This window comes from Xenorhabdus bovienii SS-2004 (assembly GCF_000027225.1).
Classification (GTDB): domain Bacteria; phylum Pseudomonadota; class Gammaproteobacteria; order Enterobacterales; family Enterobacteriaceae; genus Xenorhabdus; species Xenorhabdus bovienii_C.
The window spans coordinates 1,166,934-1,191,568 of record NC_013892.1 but is presented as its reverse complement, the minus strand read 5'-3'; the positions used below and the strand labels follow the sequence as shown (position 1 = coordinate 1,191,568).

The 24,635-nt window shown below is 45.7% G+C and carries 25 protein-coding genes, 1 tRNA gene and 1 pseudogene; 22 read left to right on the top strand and 5 right to left on the bottom strand.

Going from position 1 to position 24,635, the window contains the following annotated elements:
- Positions 1-44: 44 nt before the first annotated feature.
- From XBJ1_RS05020 to XBJ1_RS05000, 5 genes are all read left to right on the top strand, one after another.
- Positions 45-254 carry a hypothetical protein gene (locus XBJ1_RS05020; protein ID WP_143827713.1) on the top strand — a complete coding sequence of 70 codons (210 nt, stop codon included), beginning with the start codon at positions 45-47 and terminating at the stop codon, positions 252-254.
- On the top strand, positions 244-780 hold the full coding sequence (locus XBJ1_RS05015) for a phage N-6-adenine-methyltransferase (RefSeq protein ID WP_012987709.1): 537 nt from the start codon (positions 244-246) through the stop codon (positions 778-780). Before XBJ1_RS05020 ends, XBJ1_RS05015 begins: the two co-directional genes overlap by 11 nt.
- Complete coding sequence (locus tag XBJ1_RS21730) at positions 777-953, top strand: hypothetical protein (protein ID WP_012987708.1); 177 nt, start codon at positions 777-779, stop codon at positions 951-953. Before XBJ1_RS05015 ends, XBJ1_RS21730 begins: the two co-directional genes overlap by 4 nt.
- Positions 946-1,167, top strand: coding sequence for a hypothetical protein (locus XBJ1_RS05010; RefSeq protein ID WP_038198430.1), 222 nt, complete (start codon positions 946-948; stop codon positions 1,165-1,167). The genes XBJ1_RS21730 and XBJ1_RS05010 overlap by 8 nt, the downstream gene beginning before the upstream one ends.
- A gap of 253 nt (positions 1,168-1,420) precedes the next feature.
- A complete protein-coding gene (locus tag XBJ1_RS05000; RefSeq protein ID WP_012987706.1) occupies positions 1,421-2,578 on the top strand; it encodes a tyrosine-type recombinase/integrase in 1,158 nt (385 codons plus the stop codon).
- Between the two features lie 21 nt (positions 2,579-2,599).
- Here XBJ1_RS05000 and XBJ1_RS04995 read toward each other — a convergent pair.
- A tRNA-Arg gene (locus tag XBJ1_RS04995) sits at positions 2,600-2,676 on the bottom strand.
- A gap of 179 nt (positions 2,677-2,855) precedes the next feature.
- Here XBJ1_RS04995 and folD point away from each other — a divergent pair.
- The 4 genes from folD (at position 2,856) to XBJ1_RS04975 (ending at position 6,248) form a co-directional block, all read left to right on the top strand.
- Entirely contained in the window at positions 2,856-3,731 is an 876-nt protein-coding gene (folD, locus tag XBJ1_RS04990; protein WP_012987705.1) for a bifunctional methylenetetrahydrofolate dehydrogenase/methenyltetrahydrofolate cyclohydrolase FolD, read from the top strand.
- Positions 3,731-3,943, top strand: a complete 213-nt coding sequence (gene ybcJ, locus XBJ1_RS04985; RefSeq protein ID WP_012987704.1) for a ribosome-associated protein YbcJ — start codon at positions 3,731-3,733, stop codon at positions 3,941-3,943. Before folD ends, ybcJ begins: the two co-directional genes overlap by 1 nt.
- Positions 3,944-4,401: 458 nt before the next feature.
- A complete protein-coding gene (locus XBJ1_RS04980; protein ID WP_012987702.1) occupies positions 4,402-5,202 on the top strand; it encodes a hypothetical protein in 801 nt (266 codons plus the stop codon).
- A 41-nt stretch (positions 5,203-5,243) separates the two neighbouring features.
- Entirely contained in the window at positions 5,244-6,248 is a 1,005-nt protein-coding gene (locus tag XBJ1_RS04975; RefSeq protein WP_012987226.1) for an IS110 family transposase, read from the top strand.
- Positions 6,249-6,273: 25 nt separating this feature from the next.
- On the opposite strand, the gene XBJ1_RS21860 is transcribed toward XBJ1_RS04975, so the two are convergent.
- Positions 6,274-6,480, bottom strand: a complete 207-nt coding sequence (locus tag XBJ1_RS21860) for a hypothetical protein (RefSeq protein WP_162467458.1) — start codon at positions 6,478-6,480, stop codon at positions 6,274-6,276.
- A 60-nt stretch (positions 6,481-6,540) separates the two neighbouring features.
- On the opposite strand from XBJ1_RS21860, the gene XBJ1_RS04970 reads away from it, so the two are divergent.
- From XBJ1_RS04970 to XBJ1_RS04915, 12 genes are all read left to right on the top strand, one after another.
- Positions 6,541-7,113 carry a vWA domain-containing protein gene (locus XBJ1_RS04970; protein ID WP_049778800.1) on the top strand — a complete coding sequence of 191 codons (573 nt, stop codon included), beginning with the start codon at positions 6,541-6,543 and terminating at the stop codon, positions 7,111-7,113.
- Between the two features lie 173 nt (positions 7,114-7,286).
- Positions 7,287-8,672 carry an SrfA family protein gene (locus tag XBJ1_RS04965; RefSeq protein ID WP_012987700.1) on the top strand — a complete coding sequence of 462 codons (1,386 nt, stop codon included), beginning with the start codon at positions 7,287-7,289 and terminating at the stop codon, positions 8,670-8,672.
- A gap of 4 nt (positions 8,673-8,676) precedes the next feature.
- Positions 8,677-11,697, top strand: coding sequence for a virulence factor SrfB (locus XBJ1_RS04960; RefSeq protein ID WP_012987699.1), 3,021 nt, complete (start codon positions 8,677-8,679; stop codon positions 11,695-11,697).
- Positions 11,697-14,378 (top strand): putative virulence factor, encoded by a 2,682-nt coding sequence (locus tag XBJ1_RS04955; protein WP_012987698.1) that lies wholly within the window; start codon positions 11,697-11,699, stop codon positions 14,376-14,378. Before XBJ1_RS04960 ends, XBJ1_RS04955 begins: the two co-directional genes overlap by 1 nt.
- 6 nt (positions 14,379-14,384) lie before the next feature.
- A complete protein-coding gene (locus XBJ1_RS04950) occupies positions 14,385-15,386 on the top strand; it encodes a hypothetical protein (protein WP_012987697.1) in 1,002 nt (333 codons plus the stop codon).
- Positions 15,387-15,395: 9 nt separating this feature from the next.
- A complete protein-coding gene (locus XBJ1_RS04945) occupies positions 15,396-17,387 on the top strand; it encodes a vWA domain-containing protein (protein WP_012987696.1) in 1,992 nt (663 codons plus the stop codon).
- A 17-nt stretch (positions 17,388-17,404) separates the two neighbouring features.
- Positions 17,405-18,082: an ABC transporter ATP-binding protein gene (locus XBJ1_RS04940; protein WP_012987695.1), complete on the top strand. Its 678-nt coding sequence runs from the start codon at positions 17,405-17,407 to the stop codon at positions 18,080-18,082.
- Positions 18,063-19,301, top strand: coding sequence for an ABC transporter permease (locus tag XBJ1_RS04935; protein WP_038198420.1), 1,239 nt, complete (start codon positions 18,063-18,065; stop codon positions 19,299-19,301). The genes XBJ1_RS04940 and XBJ1_RS04935 overlap by 20 nt, the downstream gene beginning before the upstream one ends.
- Complete coding sequence (locus XBJ1_RS04930; RefSeq protein ID WP_012987693.1) at positions 19,291-20,841, top strand: SUMF1/EgtB/PvdO family nonheme iron enzyme; 1,551 nt, start codon at positions 19,291-19,293, stop codon at positions 20,839-20,841. Before XBJ1_RS04935 ends, XBJ1_RS04930 begins: the two co-directional genes overlap by 11 nt.
- 36 nt (positions 20,842-20,877) lie before the next feature.
- A complete protein-coding gene (locus XBJ1_RS04925; protein ID WP_012987692.1) occupies positions 20,878-21,585 on the top strand; it encodes a hypothetical protein in 708 nt (235 codons plus the stop codon).
- Positions 21,586-21,597: 12 nt separating this feature from the next.
- The gene (locus XBJ1_RS04920) at positions 21,598-22,080 is read left to right on the top strand and encodes a hypothetical protein (RefSeq protein WP_012987691.1); all 483 of its coding nucleotides are present in this window, start codon (positions 21,598-21,600) and stop codon (positions 22,078-22,080) included.
- A gap of 374 nt (positions 22,081-22,454) precedes the next feature.
- Positions 22,455-22,736: a DUF6694 family lipoprotein gene (locus tag XBJ1_RS04915; protein WP_012987690.1), complete on the top strand. Its 282-nt coding sequence runs from the start codon at positions 22,455-22,457 to the stop codon at positions 22,734-22,736.
- Between the two features lie 108 nt (positions 22,737-22,844).
- Here XBJ1_RS04915 and XBJ1_RS22325 read toward each other — a convergent pair.
- The 3 genes and pseudogenes from XBJ1_RS22325 to XBJ1_RS04905 form a co-directional block, all read right to left on the bottom strand.
- Positions 22,845-22,964 (bottom strand): annotated as a pseudogene (locus tag XBJ1_RS22325) (redox-sensitive transcriptional activator SoxR); the annotation flags it as partial.
- A gap of 64 nt (positions 22,965-23,028) precedes the next feature.
- Positions 23,029-23,331 (bottom strand): putative quinol monooxygenase, encoded by a 303-nt coding sequence (locus XBJ1_RS04910; protein ID WP_080515946.1) that lies wholly within the window; start codon positions 23,329-23,331, stop codon positions 23,029-23,031.
- A 144-nt stretch (positions 23,332-23,475) separates the two neighbouring features.
- Positions 23,476-24,036 carry a MepB family protein gene (locus tag XBJ1_RS04905; RefSeq protein ID WP_012987687.1) on the bottom strand — a complete coding sequence of 187 codons (561 nt, stop codon included), beginning with the start codon at positions 24,034-24,036 and terminating at the stop codon, positions 23,476-23,478.
- A 359-nt stretch (positions 24,037-24,395) separates the two neighbouring features.
- Between XBJ1_RS04905 and XBJ1_RS04900 the strand changes: the two genes are divergently transcribed.
- Entirely contained in the window at positions 24,396-24,581 is a 186-nt protein-coding gene (locus tag XBJ1_RS04900; protein WP_012987686.1) for a transposase, read from the top strand.
- Positions 24,582-24,635 lie beyond the last annotated feature (54 nt).

Sequence of the window (24,635 nt, the reverse complement as noted above, 5' to 3'; positions counted from 1 at the left end):
TGAGCGGGATAGGCGGAGAAATGACAAACAAGAATGATGATGTGATGACCGACCGTGAATTAGTCAATGCTGCAATTAAATTGGCAGGTAAATTTTATAATATTATGGGATATCAGCATCGGGATGGTTTTGAATATTGGAAATCTCCTCACCCGCAAGAACAATCAGTTTTTGAGATGGCTATTCAGGCATTTGAGGATATCAGAGGCTCTGATGTTTGGGATGCCATTGAGAGTTTAGAAGATGAAAACTGATTTCGGAGGAAGTAACACTCCAAAAGAACTACGCGACCTCTGGCAAACTCCACTTCCTTTATTTACAGCACTCAATTTAGAATTTAAATTCAAACTAGATGCCGCCGCTGATGCTCAAAATACCCTGTGCAGCCACTATCTCACGGAACGAGATAATGCACTGGAGTGTGATTGGGAAAGTTACGGCTCTATATTCTGTAATCCACCCTATTCCAAGATTACGCCGTGGGTAGAGAAAGCAGCCATTGAATGCAGGAAGCAATGCCAGTCTATTGTGATGCTCGTCCCCAATGATACCTCAGTAGGCTGGTTTAAATTGGCAATGCAAACGGTTGATGAGGTCAGATTAATAACGGGTGGTCGAATTCAATTTGTGCCAGTGGAACAGAGAAAGAAAAATTCCAATACAAAAGGCTCCATGCTTTTAATTTGGAGGCCGTTTATTACCCCACGCAAAACAATAACCACGGTAGATAAAGATTATCTATTCGATATCGGTAACGAACATTTGAGGAAAATAGCATGAAAGTAACTATCGAGATGAATAACAAAGAGGTTCAGGAGTATATTGGTGGCGATTATCTCTCTCCGGAATTTGAATACCAATCATTAATTCAGAATGACGCCAAGGTTATTTTAGAAAACTCTGGATTTCAGGGAATAGAAACGGGAGATATCACCGTAACCATCCATGACTAACGAATTCGAGAACGGAAGACGACAGGTGGCAAGGGAGCGCCTGAAAGAACTTAAGCAGCACAAAAAACGAACAGCCCAGCAAACAGCAACAATACTCACCAAACACCTACCCCGATTTGAAACCGCTATGTCGCCACATCAAAAGAGCAAATTCTTGCCTGTGATGTGGCTGCGATACTACGTAGATATGATTGATAAGGAGATGAAGCAATGAGACTCATCACTGATAATAATGAGATAGAAAGCATAACCTTATCCAGAAAAAAAGCAGCAGCGCTCATAGGGATTGATGTGGACACATTATCCCTATGGTGTCAGATAGGTAAAATAGCCTACACCAAGAAGAACCCCACCAAGCCAAACTCACCTTATTTATTTACACGCGCCGCATGTATTGCAGCAATCAACAATCCGATCCAAACTGTGATTGTGAGCTCGGTAGATGCGACAGAGAAAGGAGATAAACAATGTCAATCTTCCGTAGAGGAAATACGTGGTATGGGAACTACACGACGCCAAGCGGCAAAAGAATTAAGGAGTCTCTTGGGACAACGGACAAAAAGCAAGCTCAGGAGTTGCACGACCGAAGAAAGGCCGAATTATGGCGCATAGAAAGGTTGGGTGATTTCCCTGATGTGACCTTTGATGAGGCATGCTTGCGATGGATCGAGGAAAAAGCTGATAAGAAATCACTGGATGATGATAAAGGCCGTATGGCGTTCTGGTTGGAATATTTCGAAGGAGTAAGACTAAAGGATATCACCGAAGCCAGGATTTATACGGCAATCAGCAAAATGAGAAACCGCAAATCTAAGCAGCGATGGGAAAGTCGTGTTACAGCAGCCCAGAAAAAAGGAAAAGAAGTCCCTGCATATACAGAAGTTTCCGTCTCGGTAGCGACCAAAGCAAAACACTTATCATTGATGAAGTCTCTGCTAAGGGCGGCTGAACGAGATTGGAAATGGTTAGAGAAAGCACCCGTGATCAAGGTTCCAGCCGTCAGAGATAAACGTGTCAGATGGTTAGAGCCTCACGAAGCCCAAAGATTAATTGATGAATGCCCCGAACCTTTACAGTCAATCGTCAAGTTCGCACTGGCAACGGGATTAAGGCGTTCAAACATTATCAATCTTGAATGGTCTCAAATTGATATGCAGAGACAAGTAGCATGGATACACCCAGACCAAAGTAAATCGGCTAGGGCTATAGGGGTAGCCCTAAACGAAACCGCTTGCAGGGTGTTACGTGCCCAGATAGGAAATCATAATAAGTGGGTGTTCGTCCATACTAAACCATCAACTAATCCCGATGGAATAGTAATGCCTAATATCAGAAAGATGCGTGTTGATGATAACACGGCATGGAATTCCGCATTAAAGCGAGCTGGAATAGAAGATTTCCGATTTCATGATCTGAGGCATACGTGGGCTAGCTGGTTGGTTCAGTCAGACGTTCCACTGTCAATTTTGCAAGAGATGGGCGGATGGGAATCCATTGAAATGGTAAGGCGATATGCTCATTTAGCACCTAATCATTTGACTGAACACGCGCGTCAAATTGATGAGCTTTTTGGAAATCTCGTCCCAAATCCGTCCCAGTCGGGAAAAATTGTAGTTGCAAAGTAGGTGTAAGTTCTTGATTTTAAATGGTACGCCCTACAGGATTCGAACCTGTGACCTACGGCTTAGAAGGCCGTTGCTCTATCCAACTGAGCTAAGGGCGCATACGAGATGAGAACACGTTAATGCGTTGATGAGCACGGGATTATACGTGCATACTGGGCTGAGTCAATGGGCTTTTTGTTCATATGCTCATTTTATGATTATCAATAAAACTGACAGATGATTCATGTTCTGACAAAATAGCGCCTATTCCTATACTCGATGATGGAATCTTAAATACATGTCAGCAAAAATTATTGATGGGAAAACGATTGCGCAGACAATCAGAAGCGAAGTTGCAGAAAAAGTCAGGCAACGAATCGCCGCTGGAAGACGTGCTCCAGGTCTTGCCGTTGTTTTAGTCGGAGAAAATCCGGCCTCCCAAATTTATGTCGCGAGCAAACGCCGTGCCTGTGAGGAAGTCGGTTTTACTTCCCGCTCTTACGACTTGCCAGACATCACCAGCGAAGCCGAATTACTTTCCCTAATTGATAACTTGAACGAAGATCCGGAGATCGACGGCATTTTAGTTCAACTTCCCCTACCTGCCGGCATTGATAATGTCAAAGTACTGGAACGCATTCATCCTGATAAAGATGTGGATGGTTTCCACCCTTACAATATTGGCCGCCTGTGCCAGCGTGCTCCAAAGCTGCGCCCCTGCACTCCTCGCGGGATCGTGACGCTGCTTGAGCGCTGCAATATCAATACCTACGGGCTGCATGCGGTCATCATTGGGGCTTCCAATATCGTTGGGCGTCCAATGAGCCTTGAACTGCTGTTGGCTGGCTGTACTACGACGGTGACGCATCGTTTTACCAAAAACTTACGCCAGCATGTTGAACAAGCTGATTTACTGGTCGTAGCGGTCGGTAAACCGAATTTCATTCCCGGCGAATGGATTAAACCCGGCGCTATTGTGATTGATGTCGGCATCAATCGTCTGGAAAATGGTAAAGTCATTGGCGATGTGGATTTCGATAGTGCATCCGAACGCGCCAGTTGGATTTCTCCTGTTCCGGGCGGAGTTGGCCCGATGACCGTCGCGACATTGATTCAAAATACCTTGCAGGCTTGCGAGGAATATCATGATGTAGAAAAAACCAAAGGATACTGATGGAAATTTTTTGTTTAGATGGACACCCTTATGTAGAGCTGTGCGATCTACTGAAACTTCAAGGGTGGTGTGAAAGTGGTGCAGCGGCAAAAGCGATGATTGCAGAAGGTTTGGTTAAAGTTGATGACCAAGTTGAAACCCGCAAGCGCTGCAAAATTATCGCGGGTAAAGCAGTGGCCTTTAACGGCGAATCGGTGCGCGTTGAAGCATAATTCCATGATATTGCATCACCGTTAATGACCTGCCGAAAAACTGTACCTTAAATATTTTATACATCCAAGGTACAGTTTTTATTTATAAAAAATATTAGGGGCTGTTGACTCCGATTTCCTAATATTCATTATTATTCATGGCAAGATCAACGATTTGTTCTTTTATCCCGGTATGACAGGCGCGATAAGAATAATATACATCCAAGTCAATGAATTTATAAGAAAAATAAGAATAAACCACCAAGAATTTTGCAATATATAGCTATTTATTTAGTCAACTTTACAAAAGTTGAACGCATCTATATCATGACCCGATTCAAAAACTTGTGGTTTAACGGCTTAAAATGCGCATGAGAAATGGAGGAGACTGTTTTTCATGTATTAAATCACATTCCCATACGGATTAGCGATTTTGGGTGCATTAAAAGGACTTACACATCCGCAAGCGGGTCGCAGGCATGATAAGAATAACGCGTACAGTAGCGCATGAAAGCGCTCAAAGTGAGTATCTATTACGTCACTATGATGCCCTACACTCTGCGTTAGTTCAGCATCTACCGATAAATTTTTCTACATTATTTGCTAAACCTGCCAAAAGCAGTGATGGTGCCATTGAATGGTACAGTGATTTACAAGGCCAACCTGTCCCTTTTGCTCAGTTATCTGCGATAGAACGCGATAAGATCCAGACGCAAATTGCCCGTCAATTGGCGGTATTAGCTCGCCTGCGTGAACAGCTCAGTGAAAAAGAGGGTGTGGATAACGAATTACTGACGTTACTGGGAAAAATCAGCCAGTTTCCTGCTGAGGAACACATTTGGAGTGTGGATAACCAACCCGTTATCCTTTGGGAGCCGATGAACGAATCTGCATCTCAAAATATTGCAGGAAATCCCGATTTTGTCGCATCTCAGCCAGAACAGAAACGAAAGCCGCGCTGGTTATGGTGGTTGCTGTTGTTATTGTTCATTTTATTATTGCTGTGGCTGCTGCGAGGCTGCCTGCCACGCAATCACACTCATATTGCGATAAAACAACCTAATCCCCCTGTGGCAGTAAAACCTCCGCAGGTAAAACCAGTAGAACAGCCAATAAAGCAACCAATAGAACAACCCGCGCCAACAGTGCCGGAGGTAAAACCTGAAGCCGTGGTGCTCTCCCCGCCTGCGGATGTCAGAAAACTATGTCCGTCCCAGCGAAAGCGGAATCAGGCTCCAGAGGTTGTGGTGGTTAATGAGATGGTCCCCACCACCCTGTGAGCGGTATGCTGGCAGGGTGTTTCTTTCAGGAGAAGACCATCATGCAAAACGTTACGCTTATTGGTATTGATCTCGGCAAACATTCTTTCCACGTTCACTGTCAGGACAAATCAGGAAAGGCCCTGCTGCGTAAAAAATTTACCCGCGCCAGACTGATGGAGTTTTTAGCGGGATCGCCATCAGCGACTGTTGTAATGGAAGCCTGCGCCGGTGCTCACTTTATGGCTCGCCGGATCGCTGCTTTTGGTCACGAAGCGAAGCTGATTTCTCCACAATTTGTTCGTCCTTTTGTAAAGAGCAACAAGAACGATTTTGTGGATGCTGAAGCCATATGCGAAGCTGCATCTCGTCCCTCCATGCGATTTGTGCAACCACGAACAGAGGCGCAACAAGCTATGCGCGCCCTGCATCGGGTCAGAGAATCACTGGTCAGAGACAGGGTTAAAACCACTAATCAGATGCACGCTTTTTTACTGGAATTTGGCATCAGTATGCCGATCGGAACCGCCGTGATAAAAAGACTTTCAACCGTCTTGGCAGAGAACGAACTTCCTCCCTATCTGGCACAGTTGCTGATGCGCTTACATGCCCATTATCTTTATCTTGTCGAACAGCTCACCGAGCTTGAGACGGCACTGGAGCAGGAGCTGAGACGTGATGAAACAGGACAGCGTCTTCAGACAATACCGGGCGTGGGTCCGATAACTGCCAGCGTCTTATCATCGCAGCTGGGCGATGGTAAGCAGTATGGCTGTAGCCGGGATTTTGCTGCTTCAACCGGTCTGGTACCACGCCAGTACAGCACGGGTGGCAAAAATACGCTTTTAGGGATAAGTAAACGCGGAGACAAAAATCTGCGACGGTTACTTGTCCAGTGCGCCAGAGTCTTTATCCAGAGAATCGATTATCAGTCAGGAAGGCTGGCTGAATGGGTAAAGGCTCAGCTTGAGCGAAAACACTCAAATGTTGTGGCCTGTGCGCTGGCCAACAAATTAGCCCGGATAGCCTGGGCAATCACAACACGGCAAACTGTGTTCGAAAGGTAACGACGACGCCAGTCTGACTGGCAGGTTAATCGTTAATTAAAGCAGTTCCCAATCTGGTTTTGCGAAGACTGATTATTGATGACATGAACGGCTTATCGACCTGATGGAATCCTGACATAAAAAATGGCTCTCTGAAGCCGTGCGGTTTTTTAGGCTTATCAGGTGCGGAACTCATCGAGGCGCGGGCATCCCTGCCCATAGTGACGCCGGATAGATTTAAGCAAGCCAACATCAATCAAAAATCAGTGTTGCAAAAAAGGTGGGGACCATAGATTTTGATGCTTCTGGCTCAATGTCTATCAGTGTGGATGTCACTCCACAAGAATTACAGTATTTGTTGCAAAGAAAAGCCTTCGAATACATCGAGCGAGAACCCAGCCGTATTACTCTGGCCAAGAAGTCGGCGAAGAAGATTATCGATAAATTGCCTTCAGATATGAATATCAGTCTGGTGGCTGCGTTCGATTGCAGGCATGTTTCCGCGTCATTACCTTTTTCGCCTACGCAGCGGCCAGTATTGAAACGGGCGATTGATCGTATTACTCCGGATGGAAAAACTCCGCTGGCACTGGCTTTGGAAAAGGCTGGGGCTCTAGTGGATGGTGTGAATCGCGATGCGATAATCTTATTAATTTCAGATGGTGATGAAACTTGTGGCGGTGATCCCTGTGCTGTCGCCCGTGCGTTGAAAGAGAACAAACCCCGGCTACAGGTTAATGTTGTCGATATCATGAATAGCGGTGCGGGAAACTGCATTGCCAGTCAAACTGGTGGCAAAGTATTCACAGCGAATAATGCCAATCAATTCAATCAGGTAATAAATCAAGCAATGCAGGATTATATTCCGGAAAATTGCAATGAGTAAAAAAATTATGTTAAGCAAAGTATTTTCCAGATAAATACATATGCATTGGTGAGCATTATCGCGCAATAAAAACAGAGGGGTTTTACTGAGCTTTCTGTTGTCGTTACAATGGCATTTTTAGGCAAAATGAATATATCAACGTCGTATTTTCTGATAGCAAGGAACGGCTTCTTGTGAAAAAAACTTTTTTACGTGGTGATAAACTCGAAAGTTATCTGCCGCTGGGAGAAAATGGTCAGGCTGTGCATCTCTCCGCATTACAGTTGCGAGAAACCTTGCGCCTGCGGCAGCTCTCTGATGTTGCTAATTCACTGGCAATCCCACAAGGCAATGAGCAGGGTGATCGGATAGATTGGTATGCCGGCTTTTCAGGTAACGTCGTTCCCTGGTCGGCCGCAACGTATGATGAACGTCAGTCAGCATTGCGGCAACTGGAAGCTCATCAGGCTGCTATCGAACAGCTCAGTGCACAAATGATCCAGCAAAAGGCGCATGAAATGCGTCTTTTTGGCGCTTTGCTGAGTAAAACTATCCAGTTCCCCGATCAGGAGCACATCTATTTGGTCGATGGCAAACCCGTGGTGACTTTTTGGGGATTTGTCAATGCGAAGCAGCAGGCTCGCCCCAATCCTCTTGAATGCTTAAGGACAGTACGTTCTGTGACGCCATCGGTTGCACCAACCGAATCTACGGTTGAAACCGTGGTTGCAACGCCGCCGCCTGTATCCAAACGTTCTCGGCGTTGGCTATTGCCTCATTGGTTGTGGTGGCTTCTGCCTCTGTTATTGATTTTACTCGCTCTGTTGTTACTGCGTGGTTGCCTACCGGATGTCCATATTTGGGGGATGACACCTTCCACCCATTCTACACCGCCACTTCAAGGTGAAATAATCTCGAAAGAGGGGAAACCCGTACCAGAACGATCAGTTCCAGCTCTATCAGTGAGTGAATCTCATGCTTTACCTCTTGTGCAAGGAATGAGTTCCGTCAATGGCACGGCTTCTGTTAATAGTACTGAGTCTGTTAATGGAACTTCCCCTGTTTCACCAGAACTGAATCCGATTGAACCGATGCTCCCAACTCAGCCGATACCGCCAGTTGCGGATGGAGTATCCAATGGCACGCCGAAACCTTCCCTGCCCGAGATTAATGTTCCTCCAGTAAAGGTTTCTCCGCCTGCTGAGGCGCTCACAATCCCAGATATCGCAGTGCAGCAGGGCACCACTGATTTTTTCAATGGTAGCTGGCACGCAGGTGCCGGAATTCAGGATAGTCGTACTGGCAAACCACTTAGTCTGAAGTATCAGATTGCAGATGGTAAAGGGCAGGTTGAAATGGCGCGCGGTGACGGTGTTCATTGTCAGGCTCCCGTTAAGGCAGTGATGAATTCAGGTGCGCTGCAACTGGATAATATTGGTGAAGCGAAGTGTAGCGATGGTTCGGTTTACACGATGCCTGAAGTGGTCTGTCAATCAGGCAGCGAAGGCACAGCAGAGTGTCAAGGACGTTATGACGAAAAAACTTTATTTCCCATGTCGATGAAGCGAGAGGCAAATTAACAGCATGCTGGCAACGATTACCGATTTCAAAGAAAAAGTGACATTGATTCGTGACAGTGGCATTCAGTTTCTGGATTTTGCTTTCGCGTTACCCAAAAAAAAAGAATACGGTGAATTTTTACTGACTGAGGAAGATAACCCGGTCATTCGTCTGGTATATAACGAAAGAGATGAGAATTTTCTTGTACCTTCAGCGTCAGGTTCGTCTGCATTCGCTGCGGACTCCGATTACTCGCTGGTACTGGAGAAATCCCTTGAAATATACAATGACATATGGTTACCGCTGCCCTTCTTCCGTTTTAACTCGTCACGGAGTTTTGCACAGGGGCCGACTAACTGGTCGCGAGTGAAATTTCACGCACTGGATACACCGGATGAGCAGGGAAATACCTGGCGGGTGACTTTGGCTTTTGATACCAAAGTGTCTCCAGATAGGCGAAATACCCAGTATCTGGAGCCTGTCGATGATGATGTGCGTTCCGGTGTGAGCTTTGCACTGGCAGAGACTCATCATGAGATGGGCGATTTTCTGTTGCTGAAATGGGTGGATGACTGGCTGCGGGAAACCTATACCGAACGTGCCACCACATTGTGGCGTCAATATCATGAAGATACTGAAAACTGTTTGAACCGGAAGGAACATCAAGCGCATTATCTCAATTTGATTAATGCACTTAATGTGTTGTTGCAGGTTCCTGAAATTCAGCTCAACGATGTTAAACTTCAGGATAACCCCATTAATGTCGATTTAGTGCTCGATATTGGTAACTCACGCAGTTGTGGGATCTTAATTGAAGAACACCGAGATGGTGATCAAGGTCTGTCAAATCTCTATCAGCTTCAATTACGTGACCTGAGTGAACCGCAGTATATTTATACCGATCCTTTTGACAGCCGTCTGGAGTTCGCTCAAGCCGAATTCGGGAAGCAGGATTTTTCTGTCAAAAGCGGACGCAGCGATGCGTTTACTTGGCCGACGATTGGTCGTGTGGGTGAAGAAGCGTTTCGTATGGCCTCACAGCGTTTGGGTACAGAGGGCTCAACGGGGCTTTCCAGTCCAAAACGCTATTTGTGGGATGACGCACCTTACTCCCCTGGCTGGCGTTTCAGCCGCGCCTTTGTGAAATCGGATCGTGAACCTCAGGCGACGGCGCCGCCGATGACCTACATGATCAATGACAAAGGCGAGGCGCTTTATGCACTTAAACCTTCTGAGCGTATGCCGGTGTTTACGCCGGAATATAGCCGCAGTACCTTGATGACCATGATGTTGTCTGAAGTATTGGCACAGGCATTGATGCAAATTAACAGTCCGGCTCAACGTTTGAAAATGCGTCATGCCAGTACCCCTCGTCAGTTAAAAAATATCATTCTCACCGTGCCGCCGGCGATGCCAAAACCTGAGCGCGCAATTTTCCAGAAAGCAATGACACAGGCCATCAGGCTGGTGTGGAAAGCGCTGGATTGGGAAGATATGGATCAGGGTGTTGATGAAAACGGTCGGGAAGATAAAAACGTCTCCCGCAAACGTACCTTGCCTGACGTGCATGTGAAATGGGATGAAGCGACCTGTGGTCAGTTAGTTTATCTGTACAATGAGACACAAAACTATTTTGGCGGCCGGAGTGAAGAGTTTTTTGCAGCCACAGTGCGGCCTGATAATAAACGGGAAGCGGGTAATGATCGCACGTTGAAAATTGCCTCTATTGATATTGGTGGTGGCACAACCGATTTGGTGATCACCCGTTATACCCTGGATGAAGGGAACGGCAGCAATGTGCGTATCGTTCCGACACAGCTATTCCGTGAGGGATTTAAAGTTGCGGGTGATGATATTCTGTTGGATGTGATCCAACTCTATTTGCAGCCTGCATTCGAAGCCGCGTTGCTCAATATTGGCTATCAAGATTTAGATGCTGAAGCATTAATGTCGCGCTTATTCGGCAGTGAAGCGTTGGAGGCAGGCAAACAGGTGCTACGCCAGCAATTGACACTGCAAATATTCGCGCCTGTGGCACTTGCTATTTTGCATCGTTATGAAAAATTTACGCCAGAGGCGGGTGAGCAAGTTATTAGTGCAACGTTCAATGATCTGCTTTCTCATCAACCGACGGATAAAGTTTGTGAATATGTTGATGAAGAAGTTAAGCGTAGTTTACCGGCGGGAATAGAAAACCCATTTTCCATTCTTAATGTGCCGTTAAACATCAATTTGATGAAACTGCATAACGAATTTATCGATGCCCGTCATAACCGCATCAATATTTGCGGTAGTTTACGCGGGTTGTGCGAAGTTCTCTGGCACTACAACTGCGACATTTTGTTGTTAACCGGGCGTCCTTCCCGTCTGCCGGGTATTCAGGCACTGATCCGCCACTTACAGCCTGTACCGCCTGCACGGGTTCTCCCCTTGCATGGTTACGAAACGGGCGGTTGGTATCCGTTCAATAAAAAAGGATTAATTGACGATCCTAAATCCACGGCGGCGGTGGGTGCGATGCTTTGCCTGCTGGCCGAGAAATCACGACTGAGTAACTTCTATTTCCGTACGGCCAATTTTAAGCCTTATTCGACTATCCGTTATTTCGGCATGCTCGACAGTAATAATCTGCTGAAAGACAGCAACGTATTTTATCGAGATATTGATCTGGACACCCCTGGATTCCAGTTGGATAACCAGCAATATTTTGAGTCTCGTGGCGAAATGCGGCTTGGCTTCCGTCAGCTTGACAATGAACGCTGGTCTGCCACGCCACTATACACTTTGAAAATTCCGGGAACGCGCTTAGCAACAGCTTTATCTGGTGATGCGGTATTGCGACTGAAACTGGAGGTGGAAGAAGGGCGTGGGCAAGAAGCTGAAACTAACGGAAGTCCTGAAAAGTTCCGTATCAGCGAGATGGATATCGTCGAATCTACGCAGAACCCGCGTCCACAGGACGTCAGTTTCAAATTGAATACTCTGGTCGGGAGCGGCTTGGGTGAAACTCATTATTGGCTCGACAGTGGGAGCATTAAAATCTGATGAAACATTTTACTCCCGAACAATTAAAACAAGCGTGGCTTGACGTGGCGCAAGGGGCAGGTCAGGCGATTGAATGGGTTGAAGAGGTTCGTGGGAATGCCCCGCGTCTCAACACAGAAGCGGATCGGTTGAAACTGAAGCTGCGCCGTAGCCGGAATACCGCGCAGAGATTGGCCAAAGCGGCTACTCATCCCATGACCATTGGTTTTTTTGGTTTATCTCAAGCAGGGAAATCTTATCTGATCTCCTCATTGGCAGCCGGGGAGAACGGCCGTCTGGAAACCCAGATGGGGTCGTATCAGCTTGATTTTCTCGAACATATCAATCCCCCGGGTGGCGGAAAAGAAGCCACCGGTCTGGTTACACGCTTTAGCCGTCACGTGCGGCCATCTAACCCTGATTGGCCGATTGAGCTACAACTGTTCAACGAAGCGGAGATTGCCAAAATCTTCGCTAATACGTTTATTCATGATTTCAATCAGGAGAAAATCGACTGGAATTATGATGAAAAACGCATCAATACGCTGCTTACTTCACTGAACGAGCGACGTCAGGCGTATAAAGTACCGGGGGTGGCGGAAGATGATGTGGTCGCGCTATGGGACTATCTGATCCGTCATGCAGAAAAGAGCCAGAGCAAAATGGCTTTGCAATACTGGCCAGCGGCGGTAGAGCTGGCACCTTGGTTATCGATTGATGATCGTGCTCAGTTATTTGGTGAATTATGGGGCAATATCCATGAATTCACCGAGGCTTATCGCCGATTTGCACATACGCTACAACGTCTGGGAGGTGCCAGCGTTGTCAGAGCACCACTTAATGTGTTGGTCACTGAGCAGAATGGCAGGTTGGTACAAACTAACAGCATTATGAACGTCGATATGCTGGAGCGCCTGAATAAGAGCAACGATTTGCAGATTACGGTGTGTCCGGAACGAGAGAATGGGCTGGCCGCACCGGTATCAGTTTCTCTGGCAGAACTCACTGCACTGACTGTGGAATTGCATGTTCCGTTACTTTCCTCCACGCGAGAACGGTTATTTGAGGAAGTCGATTTGCTGGACTTCCCCGGTTATCGTGGTCGTCTGGGGGTGGAATCTCTGAATTATCTCCAGAACACGGCTGAAAGCGACGACAGCAATCCACTGGCACAGTTAATCCTGCGTGGCAAAGTGGCCTACTTATTTGAGCGTTACACCCTCAATCAGGAGATGAATGTTCTGGTGGTTTGTACGCCTTCGAATGAACAATCCAACGTGAAAGATGTGGGAGGTGTACTGGATGAATGGATACGTTATAGCCAGGGCGCTGATGCTGACAGCCGCGCACGTCGCCCGGCAGGATTGGTCTGGGCAATCACCAAACTCGATTTACGTATTACTCAGGAGCTGACCAAATCAGAAGATATGCTGCGTGAAGTCTGGGGGCAGGGCGGGATGATCAAAATCGCCATGACCGAACGTTTCGGCCATTTTCCCTGGATGCAGGAATGGCAGCCCGGTCGTGCCTTTAACAATGCATTTCTGGTGCGTAAACCGTGTCAGGCCACGCCATTCATCACAATGAAAGAGGGCTGCGAGGCGGAGTTCAGTCAGGAAACTGCTTCCAAGCTGACCTTGATGAAAAAAACTTTCCTCGAAGATGCTGCAATCCAACGCCATATTGCCTCACCTGAGCAAGCCTGGGATGCCATGCTGCAATTAGATGATGGTGGTATGCGCCGGTTAGCGGATTATTTAGGCATCGTCGCCCAGCGTGAAATGAAGTTAGAGCGCATTACTGAACAGTTAAATGAAACGCGCCATGAACTGGTGAAAGGAAATTTACACGCTTGGTATCAGCCTGATGGCGCAGAAGAAGTGGAGAAAAAAAGGCTTATCTCCGAAGATATCCTGAAGGCATTACAGAACCGTGCCGGAAGGCATGGCGAACTGCTGGCGGGTTTAGTTCCTCAACGGAAAGCACTGCAAGAGCTTTATATGCAGGAAGCTGAACTTGATTTATCCATAGAAGGTAAAGATGAAAACGAATCCATCGCTGCCTTCGGGATTGGCAGTGATTTTGATCTCTTCAGTGATACGCCGGATGAAACCGTCTCGGCTCACAGCCATGAACAGGAATTTGCTCATAGAGTGATCAAACTGTGGATCAATTACTTGCGCACTGTACCTGAACAAACCAGTATGACGGATTTTATCGGGCTTTCCCGTTCTATTGTCGAAATGTTGGTGGATGAATTAATCACCGCGATCCAGCGGATGGACGTCGAAGGTGAGCTGATGGCGGTGCTGGCGAATACTGAGCAGGCGGGTGTACGGCGGGAAAAAATGATGGAGCGTCAGGTATCCCGCGTGATGCACATCATGAATGATTTCATTACGTGGTTGGGCTATCAGAATATACTGAGTGAGAAACGCCCGGCGAGCCGCATTAACAAAGGGCAACCTATTTTTGCCCGTCCGGACAAAAAAGATCCTGCCTTGTGGAAAGGTGACGAGCGCCTTTATCGGCTGACAAACGAACAACTGAACTACAGTGCCCTATTTATCTATGACTGGTTGTTCGGCTTCGGAGAAATAATCAAAGAAAACGCGGGGCATTCTGCGGGACGCGAAATTACCGCCGTTCAGAATGAACGGTTGGGCACCATTATTCATCGTATTCAACTGTCGTCGGAGTAACGAGTTGTGATTAAACCAGAGCTGAGGCCTTATGAACCGGTTGAACCCGGATATGCTGTGTTGCGCATTGAGGATTGGCAGGGAGCTACTGAAGGCGTCAGGGTATCCATCCAGCGTAATCAGGATCGCTGTTTTCTGAATGGTCAGGGGCAGTGGGTTAACAATGAAGAGTGGCTGATCTTGCCTGAGTTGCAGGAAGTCGATGGTGCGGTAGAAGCCCGTGTTGGCCCTGAATTGGTTGATGCGCTGCTGGCGGAACGTCAGGTGGCGTATCGCGTTACGGTAATAGACGATATACAGCGTGAGGTTGGCGGGCTGAAAATTGCCAATGGGGTTTTAAGTTCCTTAGCCAAAGGGGAGCATACCCCTTCTGACAACGTGAGTGAACATGTGCCTCCGGCTCAGGAACCGCCAGTCTCAATGCCGACGGAAACCGCCTCTGTTGAATCAGTCGTTGAACTTACTGTATCAAAATCCCATGAGCTGCCGGAGCCTCAGCCAATACCTGTCAATGAACGGATTGACGCAGCAGCATCTGCATCAGCCAAAAAATCGAACAAAGGAATGCTGATTGTTCTGACTTTGCTGGTTGTTGCCGGTGTACTTTGGTGGTTGCTGAAACCGCAGGAAAAGCCGGAGCCTGTCATATCCAGTGCCTCAGCAACTGCTCCTTGTGCGATGGAAAATATGACCAAAGGCAACGGGCTGGAGTTTGTTAAAAGTTGTCTGCGCAGCCAGCCTTCCAGCCTGCAAGTACAGGAAATTATCAGTCAGGCGAAAAATGCGGGACAGTGTGATATCGCACAGCGGCTTTATGCTTATAAGTCGCAGTCGGGTGATAAGCAAATCGCGCTGCGTTATGCCCAAGAATACGATCCGAAAACGGCGACAAAGAAGGGTTGTTTTGTTGCAGATGCGCAAACGGCTATTTATTGGTACGAAATCCTGATTAATCAGGATCCGCAGAACAGTGAAGCCAAAGCCCGTTTAGCGGCACTGAAAAAATAGGAAAGTATAATGAAACACCTTAACTGGCTGAAGGCGGTTTTTTCCGCCTTGGTGTTGATGGCATCGGCAGGAGCATTGGCAGCACAGAAACCGCTTTTACAGGAAGGAAAGCAAACACTCTATCAGCGCGTACTCACCTATCCAGGCTGTGAGCTGTCGGCGAAGGTCGGTGAAAAAGGGAAGATACAACCTGCTTTCAGCCGTTTTTACGTCTACCAGCGCGAAAAACAGGGTAGCGAAGAATGGCTATGGGTTGGTCCTGATAGCTATGGAAATTCCCGTGGCTGGATGAAAGCCAACTGTAGCGTAGATTGGAAAATGCAGCTCACTTTGGCTTTTACCAACCCTTCAGGTCGTAACCCGATGTTGTTCTTCCGTGATAAAACGGATGTGGAAAAGATCCTGAACACGGCGAAACCGGCAACACAATTACAGCCGTTACTGAATGATCTGAAAGCGGGCAAATCCGTTCCTTCTGTGCTGGCGCGTGAACCGGATTATATGATTGATCAGCAGAAAAACTTTTATCTGCTGCCGATGCTGGGTTCCGATGATATTTTTACTGACACGGGCTATCAGGTTCGGGTACTTAATGTCGCTTCGGTGAGCGAAGCCGGCAAAACAGCCAGTGTATTATCAGGTAAAAACGCCAGTACCTCTCCCGATAAAGAAAAAAACATGATGAAAGGCTTCTCGGCATCGGTTGTTTTTGTGATTGATTCCACTATCTCAATGGGGCCTTACATTGATCGCACTAAGCAGGCGATTGAAAAAATCTATCAGCGCATTGAACAAGAAAACTTACTTGGTCAGGTGAAGTTTGGTCTGGTCGCTTATCGTTCAAACGTTACTGCTGTCCCTGATCTGGAATATGACAGCAAAATGTATGTTGATCCCAATACGGTCAAAGATGGTAAAGATTTTCTGGCTAAAGTGCGCGACCTTAAACAAGCCACCGTTTCCAGCAGTAAAGTGAATGAAGATGCTTATGCCGGAGTCATGACAGCGCTGGATAAAGTGGACTGGACAAAATTCGGTGCCCGTTACGTGATTCTGGTGACGGATGCGGGAGCGCTGGAAGGGGATGATAAATTATCTTCGACTCAGTTGGACGCCACTCAGGTGCGTTTGGAAGCAACCTATCGCGGCGTGGCACTGTATGCGCTCCATTTGAAAACACCTTCAGGACATAAAAACCACGCTTCTGCGGAGAATCAGTACCGTGATTTGACGCTCAATGCTTTCTTGCACAAGCCGCTTTATTATCCGATTAACTCCGGTGACGTGAACAGTTTTGGCACGATAGTTGATAACCTTGCCAATGCCATTACCAGCCAGATTAAAACAGCATGGCGGGGTGAAGAGACCGTAGGCAGCGCGCTGGGTGCCAACGAATCCTATATGGGTAAAAAAACGGAGTTATCCAAAGAGCCTCTATTACATGATGCTGCGTTGTTGGGACACGCCATGCGATTAGCGTATCTGGGAGACAAACAGGGAACTCAAGCGCCGCCTGTATTTAAATCTTGGATCAGTGATCGCGATCTTGTGCATCAAAATATTCCGGCGACAGAGGTTAAGGTGCTGCTCACCAAGAGTGAGTTAAGCGATCTGAGCGAAGTCATGAAGAAGGTTGTTAATGCAGCGAATGAAGGTTTGATTTCGCCGGATGATATGTTTGCCAGCCTGCGTTCATTAGCCGCCACGATGGGAAATGATCCTAAACAGGCAAAAAATAAACAGGCAACCAAACTGGGTGAAATGGGATTACTGGGTGAATACATCGAAGGTTTACCTTATCTCAGTGAAGTGCTGAGTCTGGATGAAGATACGTGGAAAAGTTGGGATGGTCTGGAACAAGAGCGCTTTATCCGCCGTTTGAATACTAAGCTGAATTATTACCAGCGCTATAACGAAGATGTAGATCGTTGGATTTCCTTGGCGCCAGACAGTGATCCGCGGGATAACGTCTACCCCGTTCCGTTAGAAAATCTTCCGTAATGTTGTACATCCAATCGATGCAGATACAACGCGGGCAGGCAGATCAAGGTTTTACCGTCAGCCTGCCCCGGTTGTCGCTGAATGCAGGAGAAATCGCTGCGTTAACAGGGCCGAGTGGCTGCGGCAAAAGCACTTTGCTGGAGATGATCGGCGGAATACTCCGGCCTGACAGTTTGGAATGTTACCAGTTGGGAATACCGCCGCGTGATATTACTGCCTCTCTGCTGGAGGGTGAGGAAAATCAGCTTGCCCAAGTGCGTGCCAAGGATCTCGGTTTTGTGTTGCAGCATGGCGGGCTGCTTCCTTGGCTCTCAGTCGAACAAAATATCCAGTTGCCCCGCCAAATAGCCGGGCTGGTGGCGCGTTCTGAGTGGCTGGATACGGCGATTACCCGTTTAAGTATTGCCGGACTGATGAAGAAAATGCCTTCTCAACTTTCGATTGGGGAGCGTCAGCGCGTGGCCTTTGCCCGTGCGATTGCTCATCAGCCGCAACTGTTACTGGCGGATGAACCGACTGCGGCACTCGATCCTCACAACGCCGAAACGCTTTTCAGCCTGATAGTGGAAATGGTGAAAGCACTCAATTTAGTTGCCATTATTGTGAGTCACGACTGGCAGCGGGTTACGGATTTTGGCCTTAAACGCTACGCCGCTACAGTGGATGGAAAACAAAGTGTCTTTACAACCTGTTAATGCTAATACACGACCCTCTCGCTTGCTTTTGCCCCGTATGGCGCTGGCTGATTTAATTCACGATCGCAAAGTTGCGCTTTGTATTATTTTTTCGCTGATTGCCGTGATCACGCCTCTGTTACTACTGTTCGGGCTGAAAAATGGCATAGTGAGCCAGCTTCGTCACACCTTGCTGGATGATCCACGCACACGGGAAGTTCGTATGCTGGGTAATGGTAACTATAACCACACATGGTTGATGCAGCTTGCGGCTCGTCCTGATGTGGATTTTGTCATTCCGCTGACTCGTTCCCTGAATACGCAGGCCGATCTGGTCAGAGATACCCAGCGTTTTGTCAGCAATGCTGAAATTATTCCGACTGCTTTACATGATCCGCTGTTGGTGAATGCCAAAGAGCCACAAAATGAACAGCAGGTTGTGCTCAGTGCCAGTGCCGCAGAGCGTTTACAGATAAAAACAGGGGATAGCCTGCGGTTAGTAATTGCCCGTAAACGGGATGGTATAAACGAACACGTACAACATACGCTGACGGTCATTGATGTGATTGATGGAGCAAAATTCGGCCGGCCAGCTGCTTTCGTCACGCTGCTCCTTCTGGTGGCTATGGAAGATTACCGTGATGGTTATCAAGTTACCTTATTCAAGGTACATGATGGTACGCCAACCCGTGAACGCACCACTTTTGCCAAAGCGCGGCTATACGCAAATAGCATTGATAGCGTGGCGGAATTGGCAGAGTGGTTACAACAGCAACACATCGAAACGATAACACAGCAGGCGGAAATTGAATCTGTACGTGCTATTGATCATGTTCTCGGTCTGATTTTTACTGTTATCGCCTGGATATCGGCCACTGGCTGTATTGCTTCATTGGTAGGGGCTTTTATGGCAAATATCGATCGCAAAAGAAAAGATATGGCGGTACTCAGGTTATTGGGTTTCCGTCGTCAGGCTGTGGTGCTGTTTGTTTTAATTCAGGCGTTGCTTCTTACTGGCAGTGCCTGGGGAGTGGGTTTACTGCTCTATTTTGTCGCCAGTCAGTTATTTAATAACGTGCTGGGCGCTTCATTACCTGAAACGGCGTTTGTGTGTCATTTGGAACCCTGGCACCTGCTGATGGCCTTATTAAGTGTTCTGGTAGTCGCACTGGGTGTTGCTGCGGTGGGAGCCTTACGCGCGTTGAAAATTGAACCTGCGGAGAGTTTACGTGAGATTTAATCATGGTTTGAATATAGCATTGGCAGGGCTTTTTCTGGCAATACTGCCGTTTTCTGCCAGTGCCGTCTGGGAAGAAAAATACTACAATCCCAAGCCACTACCCGATGATGTAATATTGCCGATGCCCTGTGAGGGCGCGATGGCGTTTCGTAAAGTTTCGATTCCCCTTAGTCAGCCGTTGCAGGATTACAGTATTACCCTTGGCGGTGGGGCAAATGACGAATGGGGTTATTTAGAACAGGCACGTGCGGAACATATTGCGGGTAGTTTTGCCGAAGGTAAATCCGGCAAGGGGCGTTATTTCCTGATGGCGAAGTACGAGCTGACAGATTTGCAATATCAGGCACTGACAGGCCAGTGTCCTACACCGAATATGAAACTGCGTTTGTCCAAAGTGAACATAGGTTGGGTTGATGCGATGAATTTTGCTAATCAATACAACCTTTGGTTGCTGAAAAACCAGCCTAAAGCGCTGCCGGTTGAAGATGGCAAACCGGGTTTCCTGCGCCTGCCAACCGAAACAGAATGGGAATTTGCTGCCCGTGGTGGTTTGGCTGTTTCCACGGCGGAATTTCGCGATCAACGTTTCCCGATGCCGGAAGGGATAACCAGCTATGCGTGGTTTTCTGGCACTCAATCCTCCAATGGTAAACTTCAGCTTGCGGGATTGCTTAAACCCAATCCGCTGGGTTTGCATGATATGTTGGGTAATGCTTCTGAAATGATGTTTGAGCCTTTTCACTTAAATAAATTGGATCGCCGGCATGGTAAAGCGGGGGGATATATCGTCAGAGGCGGAAATTTCCTGACGCCGCAAAGTGATATACGTAGCTCACTGCGCGGAGAAGAACCCTATTACACCGGGCAGAGTGATAATAAGAATAAAACCCTCGGATTTCGTCTGGTGCTGGTTTCGCCGACATTAACTTCGCGCGATCGTATCAAAGAAATCGCCGAGGAGTGGAAAGCATTAGGCACAGACAATCCGCAAGTTAAAGAGAAAAAATCACCTGATTCCATTGATAACTTAGGCAGCATTTCAGCTCAAGTAAAGGATACGGCGTTAAAGAAACAGTTGGAACAGTTGCGTGCCGATCTACGGGCGAATGCACAATTGCGTGACGAACAACGCGATCAGGCGATTCGCACTTCCCTGCAACTTGGGGCATTTTTGTGTACAAAATTAAAGGATGATGGTGAATTTTACGATCGGTTGAACGGGTTGTATGAAAAAACCTGTAAGGCGGGCAGTGAGCTGGATGCGAATTGTTCCCGTCGACAATCACAGTTAGATCAGCATAAAAAAGTGCTCAATTTTATTGTCAATTATTATGCTGACACCTTGGTGGATATGGGCGTTACCTATAACGCGGAGCTTATTTCCCCACAAATTCGTGTTGTTCAGCAACAGATGTCCGCCCGAGGAAAAACGAATCTGAATGGTTATCTCAATACTTACTGGAAGAATCTTCAGGAGTACTGGAAGAACGGAAGAGTTGCACGGGATAGTTGGCTGGAGTCATGTAAGAAGAATAATTAACAGTAATCACTTTATTTAAGAAAGGATATATAAAAAATGGTACTGCAATCCATGCGTTCTATGATTTCTCTCTGCATGATTTTTCTACTGGTCGCCTGCCAAACGCCGCAAGGCCCTTCCGCGCAGACGGGAAAAGTCGATTCCCGTCTGACTCAGAGTCAGGACGTTGAGTTTTTTAATAAATCAGGCTGGCAGGCTTGTGCGGCGGGCGCGGCGGCAGGGGCACTTGCCTGTCTGCTCATCAATGGCGACCATCAAGCGATATGTATTGCGGCCGCCGCTATTGTGGGCTGTGGCGTAGGGGTAGGTGCCAACGCCTATCTGGATAACCAGCGCACAAAATATGCCAGCAAAGAACAACTACTGGCCGCCTCAATTAATGATGTTAAAGCAGAAAATCAACGTATTAAAAACGTGACTGCTACAGTCAAAGAGGTGATTAAGACAGATAAACTCACACTGGCACAGATTAATAAGGACATAGCGGCGAAGGTCGTGAAAAAAGATCAGGTGCAAAAACAACTGAAGGGTCTTGATGCCAATATTGTTTATTTGCGCAACACCATTAAAGAAATGAAGGAACATGAAAATCAGTGGCAGAATGTTTCTACTCAGATCGCGAAAGACGGAACTAAAACCAAGGATCTGAATAACCAAATTGTCCAAATGCGCAAAAATATCGGCTCGCTGCAACAAGAGCTGGATAGTCTGTATGAACAACGTACCGCGATTAAAGTGAGCTGATAAGGAGTTCTCATGCGTATATTGATGATGTTAGTAATTAGCATGGCACTGACCGGGTGTGTCACTAATGCACAAGAGTGTGATCCCACGGCAGGGGATATGAGTATTATTACGAAATTTAATTGTAATTACTCTGGGACTTGGGATCAGAGAGTCGTTGATAAAGAAAAAGTGCTACAGCATGAACAGACACTGAATAAAGAATTCAAAGCGGTTTATGACGCTATCGAGCGCGAGAAAAAAGCAGGTCAGACGAATCTGGAAAGTAGAAAACGCTCTCAGGTCGCATTGCAAAAGTCGTTGAATCGCCTGTTTAGTCAATTGAAAACTAAAGCCGCAGGCAAAGTGAAAATGGAAAAACAGATCGCTGAACTGGAAAAACGTATGCGTGAAGCGCAGCAGAAGCCATCGCAATCTGAAATGCAAAAACAACTGGAATTACAACAGTTGCAGAACCAGCTTAATGAACTTCAGGACAGCCTGATGATACCATAATCGAATGTAGAGCCTATGCAAGTAGGCCTCTTGGTTGAAATATCACGGTATATATCCTATAACTCCTCAGCTCGTCTTGATGATGACTATAACCATTAAGACGGGCTGAGTTATTTTTCATTAAAACACTTGTTCCGGCGTTACATTATCCTTTTATCCATATTAATAACCTGCCTATTATCAATCAGAAGCACAGCAAAGACTGTCAGAAGATGTGGCTAATAATTTCATTATACTAAAGATAAATTTACATTTTTTAATAAAATAAAAGTGTTTACTTCTTTTTATATATTTAAATCGATATATATGTATAATTTATGTTCGTATTATGAGTTCTAAGGGATTGGATAAAACAAACTAATAAGGGTTAATTTATGAAAAAAATTATATTACCACTACTATTATCTATGTTTTTGGTTGGGTGTGGTGGCGAACCAACATTTGATGCTTCGAATGATGAAGCGATGAAAGCCTCGGCTGAAAAAATGGCGAAAAATATGTCACCTGAAGAAATGGAAAAATTTGAAAAAGCGTTTTTGAAACTCTCCATGCAGTCTGTTTTGGTTGCCAAAGATGGAGATGATGCGTTAACGCTTATGAAGGAAAAACTTAACGGCAAAACGGCAAAGCAAATTATTGAAATGGCAGAGAAGTAATTTTCACATTACAGGTAATATAGTTGAAAAACAGGCTATTAATGCTGAATAAAGCAAGCAGGAATTAATTTTAAGATCTGGCAGATAAGTCACCTCTCGGTGACTTTCTCATATATCGACCAAAATGCGTGCCCCCGGTTCTTGTTCTCCCGGAACATCATTGGGATTACGTAAAGGGCAGTTTGTCAGTGAAAGACTGCCACAGCAGATGCAGCTATCGCTGGTGTTTGAGTGCAGTTGTGGCGTGCCATTCATCTATTTTTTCATTCTGAAATGAAAGGTTTGAATATAATCAAATGGTGTCTGCGGTAAAAATTTGTACGACATCAGTGAAGTTTAATGAAAAATAATACTTAGTATGTTCATATTCATAGTGTTTTTTTAATGCATCACGGTCAATGAATTTCTCCCACATAACAAATATGGCTGGATTTTCATTGGATTGCTGTATGGAAAATATTTCACATCCGGGTTCCAATAATGTTTTTTCTTGTAGTGATTTAAGTGCTTTGACAACGATATTGAGATTAACATTATCTCTGGCTTTAATTTCTGCTGTGACAAAATATCCGCTTTGATACATAGAATTTTCCATATAATTGTTTAATGTGTGATATAAAGGTTTTTTGTTTAGTTGTAAAAATCAATATACACTTAAAATACTGTGTAGGCTAAATGATAATTTATTTTTTTAAAAAAACTTCTGATGAAAAACAGTGAAGTCTTCTGATTTATTGACTTAATAATAACGATAAGAAAATAGTTTATGGAATTGTTCGAAAGCTGTTATTTGGTTATCCAGATTGATAAAATATGAAGATTGCCATTTTTGCGTTTGAATCGCTTGTTTTGAAATAGGGGATACCCAAGATGGGTAAATTCGTATGGCTCTTTTCCCTGCTTTATCCTGAGTGGAAAAAATGCCTTTTTTAATCAGAATATGAGTGTTGAACAAAAAAATACCTTTTTGGTTACCAGAGTGTGTTGCAATCATGCAGAAATCGATATTATCCCTTTGCTCAAAGGGCATAATTTCTGAGTCAGGAGTAGGTCGTTTCCATAGTGTGACAAATTGCCCCATTTTATTCGGTGTTGTTTTTGCTTGGCGGAAAACTATCGTTTTACCATTAATTCCAAAGCGTATAGCACTGTATTCATGGCTCTCTTTTTCTTGGTAGGGAATGGCACTGAATTGAAACCCAGCGGGGCGTAAGAAGGATTTTTCTATTTCAATAAAGGAATTAGGAAGATGATCTGTATTTGATGGTAATGACCAACTAAAATTTTCTAATGGTAACAAACTATACTCCTTTGTTGACTTTAATTAATTGTGTGATTTTATATTATAACGTAAATTATATGTTTCTTTATTTTATTGTGATTATTTTAACTTGAAAATTAAATTAATTCCAATAAGAATAAATATTCTATTTTTTGAATTAATTAATAATTGATATTATATCTTGATTATCACTTTTACAGAGCGATAATCGCCTGACTGATCATCAGGGATGCTGTGGTGAGTGTGTTATTATTAACCTGAACCTGAAATGAGTCATTCAATGGAGTTCGTCATTCCGAGTAAACCACAACTGTTGTGCTTTAATAAATTCGGACACTTTGGTAAAGGAATAGAATAACTTTAATTAAGGTGTCTTTATGAAACGAAAATCACCCCAAAAATTTACCGATAACTTTAAAAGAGAAGCGGTCAATCTGGTTGTTGAACAGAGCTATACAGTCCCACAGGCAGCTGAAACCTTAGGTATTCCAACAAAACTCCTGTATACGTGGCGGAAACATTATGTTGAGCAATCTAAACCCAGTGCTTTAACCCCCCGATGAGCGACAGGAGTTGTTGCGGTCATGTATTAAATGGTTAGTTGCTGTGATATGCTT

Excerpts from the sequence above, each read along its gene's own strand:
- XBJ1_RS04955 (WP_012987698.1), top strand. The coding sequence starts at position 11,697 with ATGAAACATTTTACTCCCGAACAATTAAAACAAGCGTGGCTTGACGTG.
- XBJ1_RS04910 (WP_080515946.1), bottom strand. The coding sequence starts at position 23,331 with ATGGAAAATTCTATGTATCAAAGCGGATATTTTGTCACAGCAGAAATT.
- XBJ1_RS05015 (WP_012987709.1), top strand. The coding sequence starts at position 244 with ATGAAAACTGATTTCGGAGGAAGTAACACTCCAAAAGAACTACGCGAC.
- XBJ1_RS04975 (WP_012987226.1), top strand. The coding sequence starts at position 5,244 with ATGCAAAACGTTACGCTTATTGGTATTGATCTCGGCAAACATTCTTTC.
- XBJ1_RS21860 (WP_162467458.1), bottom strand. The coding sequence starts at position 6,480 with ATGTTGGCTTGCTTAAATCTATCCGGCGTCACTATGGGCAGGGATGCC.
- XBJ1_RS04970 (WP_049778800.1), top strand. The coding sequence starts at position 6,541 with ATGTCTATCAGTGTGGATGTCACTCCACAAGAATTACAGTATTTGTTG.
- XBJ1_RS04980 (WP_012987702.1), top strand. The coding sequence starts at position 4,402 with ATGATAAGAATAACGCGTACAGTAGCGCATGAAAGCGCTCAAAGTGAG.
- XBJ1_RS21730 (WP_012987708.1), top strand. The coding sequence starts at position 777 with ATGAAAGTAACTATCGAGATGAATAACAAAGAGGTTCAGGAGTATATT.
- XBJ1_RS04920 (WP_012987691.1), top strand. The coding sequence starts at position 21,598 with ATGCGTATATTGATGATGTTAGTAATTAGCATGGCACTGACCGGGTGT.
- XBJ1_RS05000 (WP_012987706.1), top strand. The coding sequence starts at position 1,421 with ATGTCAATCTTCCGTAGAGGAAATACGTGGTATGGGAACTACACGACG.
- XBJ1_RS04900 (WP_012987686.1), top strand. The coding sequence starts at position 24,396 with ATGAAACGAAAATCACCCCAAAAATTTACCGATAACTTTAAAAGAGAA.
- folD (WP_012987705.1), top strand. The coding sequence starts at position 2,856 with ATGTCAGCAAAAATTATTGATGGGAAAACGATTGCGCAGACAATCAGA.
- XBJ1_RS04915 (WP_012987690.1), top strand. The coding sequence starts at position 22,455 with ATGAAAAAAATTATATTACCACTACTATTATCTATGTTTTTGGTTGGG.
- ybcJ (WP_012987704.1), top strand. The coding sequence starts at position 3,731 with ATGGAAATTTTTTGTTTAGATGGACACCCTTATGTAGAGCTGTGCGAT.
- XBJ1_RS04925 (WP_012987692.1), top strand. The coding sequence starts at position 20,878 with ATGGTACTGCAATCCATGCGTTCTATGATTTCTCTCTGCATGATTTTT.
- XBJ1_RS04945 (WP_012987696.1), top strand. The coding sequence starts at position 15,396 with ATGAAACACCTTAACTGGCTGAAGGCGGTTTTTTCCGCCTTGGTGTTG.
- XBJ1_RS04940 (WP_012987695.1), top strand. The coding sequence starts at position 17,405 with ATGCAGATACAACGCGGGCAGGCAGATCAAGGTTTTACCGTCAGCCTG.
- XBJ1_RS04960 (WP_012987699.1), top strand. The coding sequence starts at position 8,677 with ATGCTGGCAACGATTACCGATTTCAAAGAAAAAGTGACATTGATTCGT.
- XBJ1_RS05010 (WP_038198430.1), top strand. The coding sequence starts at position 946 with ATGACTAACGAATTCGAGAACGGAAGACGACAGGTGGCAAGGGAGCGC.
- XBJ1_RS05020 (WP_143827713.1), top strand. The coding sequence starts at position 45 with ATGACCGACCGTGAATTAGTCAATGCTGCAATTAAATTGGCAGGTAAA.